Origin of the sequence: Roseibium sp., from assembly GCF_025698965.1 — a bacterium.
Classification (GTDB): Bacteria; Pseudomonadota; Alphaproteobacteria; order Rhizobiales; family Stappiaceae; genus Roseibium.
In genome coordinates, this window is the sequence record NZ_JAILWL010000660.1 from 1 (window position 1) to 2684 (window position 2684).

Consider the following 2684-nt stretch of genomic DNA (forward strand, 5'->3'; position numbering starts at 1 on the left):
GGCGAAACAGCATTGGGTGCTATATGGCTCCGTTCTCGTTCAGCTCAATCCACGGCTGCCGGGTTTCACGGCGGGAAGGGCTGCCAATTCCGGAGGCAGGTTGTTCGGCTCGTAGGCCGGGACCTTGTACTCCGCCAGGGCAATGATTGGCACGGAAGCGTCAGCTTCTCCCCCCGACCGGTCGATCAGACAGGCAACGCCAAGTACTTCAGCACCAAGAGCTTTCAACGAAGTTACCGTTTCGCGGCTGGACAGCCCTGTGGTTACGATATCCTCAACGACGATGACCCGAGCTCCCTGGGGAAGATCGAATCTGCGCAAACGAAATTCACCGTCTTCGCGTTCAACCCACATTGCGGGAACTTCGAGGTGCCGTGCCGTCTCGTAACCTGGAATGAGCCCGCCAAGGGCAGGGGAGACGATGTAGTCTATCGGTCCGAGATCCGCGGCCTTGATTTTCTCGGCCAGCGCCTTGCAGAGTTTTTCAGTCTTGTCCGGATACATGAAAACACGGGCTTTTTGCAAAAAGACCGGGCTGCGCAATCCTGAGGTCAAAATGAAGTGACCTTCCAGAATCGCGCCGGCTTCGCGGAACAAGGACAACACTTCATCACGGTTCATGGATCGGGATCCCTCTAATTTGTAATGCGTTCTTAGCCGTTCACCCGGCTGACGCTGGAAACATTCGGTTTTGAACGAAGTTGATTTATGATCCGGTTGAGATGTTTCAGATCCCACACTTCCAGGTCAATGGTCATTTGGTGGAAGTCAGGGGCCCTTTGCACCATTTTCACGTTATCTATGTTTCCGCTGTTTTCGCCGATGACCTGTGCGATCGTCGCGAGTGAACCGGGCTCATTAGCGGCCGAGATGTCGAGCCTTGCCGGAAACCGTTCCGGGTTATTGACATCAATATCCCAACGGACATCGACCCAGCGTTCCGTCTGATCATCGAATTCTTTCAAAGACGGTGATTGTATCGGATAAATGGTCAGTCCCTCAGACGGGGTCAAGATGCCGACGATGCGATCACCGGGGACAGCACCGCCATCGGGTGCAAATGTCACCGGAATGTCACCCGACAGCCCGCGGATTGGCAAGGCCGGGCCCTCAGCGGTGTCTTCCGACTGGTCGTCCGAAGCCTTGTCAGAATCCAGTTCCCCTGGGGGAATGCGGAATTTCATTCCATGGCCCTGTTTCAGACCGAACCAGCCTTCTTCCTGTGGGGGGCCGGAAATCGCGACACGCTCGTCCTGATAATCTGGATGCGTTGATTTCAGCACAAGCTGCGCACTCAGATCTCCCCGACCGACGGCAGCAAGAAGATCGGCGACCGTCGATTGATGGTGTTCCTCAAGTACAGCTTCCAGAAGATCTTCTGAAAACGCCTTGTCCGCCCTTGCAAAGGCGCGCTTGAGAATGTGCTCGCCGAGCGCGCCATACTGCTTGCGGACCGATTCCCGTGTCGCGCGGCGAATGGCAGCCCGGGCCTTGCCCGTGACGGCAATGGCTTCCCAAGCAGGAGGCGGTGTTTGCGCCGGAGAGCGGATGATTTCGACTTCGTCGCCGTTGTGCAGCTCCGTGACGAGCGGCATGATCTTGCCGTTGATCTTGCAGCCGACGCACGTGTTGCCGATGCCGGTGTGTACGGCATAGGCGAAATCTATCGGCGTCGCACCGCGAGGCAGGGCGATCAGGCGGCCCTTGGGCGTAAAACAGAAGACCTGATCGTGGAACAGTTCCAGTTTGGTGTTTTCCAGAAACTCTTCCGGCGTGTCCCCCTGTGCCAGAAGCTCCGTCGTGCGCCGCAACCACTCGAAAGCTCGGCAGTCATCGGTGTGACGCGCAATGTTGCGGCCGCCGAATTCGCCATCCTTGTAAAGTGCATGGGCGGCAATACCGTATTCCGCGACCCGATCCATGGATATCGTCCGGATCTGCAGTTCCACTCTTTGCCTGGAAGGACCGACGATCGTCGTGTGAATGGACTTGTAGTCATTCTGCTTCGGCGTCGAGATATAGTCCTTGAAGCGGCCCGGAACGGTCGGCCAGGTTGTGTGGATGACGCCCAGGACCCGGTAACAGGCTTCAACGGTGCCCACTGTCACGCGGAACCCGTAAATATCAGACAGCTGCTCAAACCCGATCGCCTTGCGCTGCATCTTGCGGAAAATGGAGTACGGACGTTTTTCGCGCCCCTTCACCAGCGCCGCCATCCCGCGCTCGCTCAAGCGCTCGGTGAGCGTGGTCTCAATATCGGCAATCAGGTCCCGGTTCTTTTCCCTAAGGTCCACCAGGCGGTCGGTAATGGTCTCATAGGCTTCGGGGTTGAGCGTATGGAAGGAAATATCCTCCAGCTCCTCGCGCATGTCATGCATCCCCATGCGTCCCGCAAGCGGTGCATAGATTTCCATGGTTTCTTCCGCGATCCTGCCACGCTTGTGTTCAGGCATATGGTGTAGAGTGCGCATGTTGTGGAGCCGGTCTGCCAGCTTCACAAGGAGCACGCGGACGTCATCTGCAATCGCAAGAAGAAGTTTGCGGAAGTTTTCCGCCTGTTTGGCCTTTTGCGACACCAGATCAAGCCGTTTGATCTTGGTCAGGCCTTCAACAAGTTTGCCGATCTCTTCTCCGAACAGCGAATCGATTTCAGCGCGGGTCGCATCCGTGTCTTCGATCGTGTC

2 protein-coding genes are annotated in these 2684 nt (G+C 56.9%); both read right to left on the reverse strand.

Annotated elements, in window-relative coordinates; all coding sequences use genetic code 11:
- Positions 1 to 39 precede the first annotated feature (39 nt).
- Positions 40 to 621, reverse strand: a complete 582-nt coding sequence (pyrE, locus tag K5905_RS31240) for an orotate phosphoribosyltransferase (RefSeq protein ID WP_297591613.1) — start codon at positions 619 to 621, stop codon at positions 40 to 42.
- A gap of 32 nt (positions 622 to 653) precedes the next feature.
- Positions 654 to 2684 (reverse strand): bifunctional (p)ppGpp synthetase/guanosine-3',5'-bis(diphosphate) 3'-pyrophosphohydrolase (locus K5905_RS31245; RefSeq protein WP_297591614.1); only part of this gene is annotated, 2031 nt, incomplete at its 5' end.

Bases quoted from the DNA above. Each gene is read 5' to 3' on its own strand.
- pyrE (WP_297591613.1), bottom strand. From the start codon at position 621: ATGAACCGTGATGAAGTGTTGTCCTTGTTCCGCGAAGCCGGCGCGATT.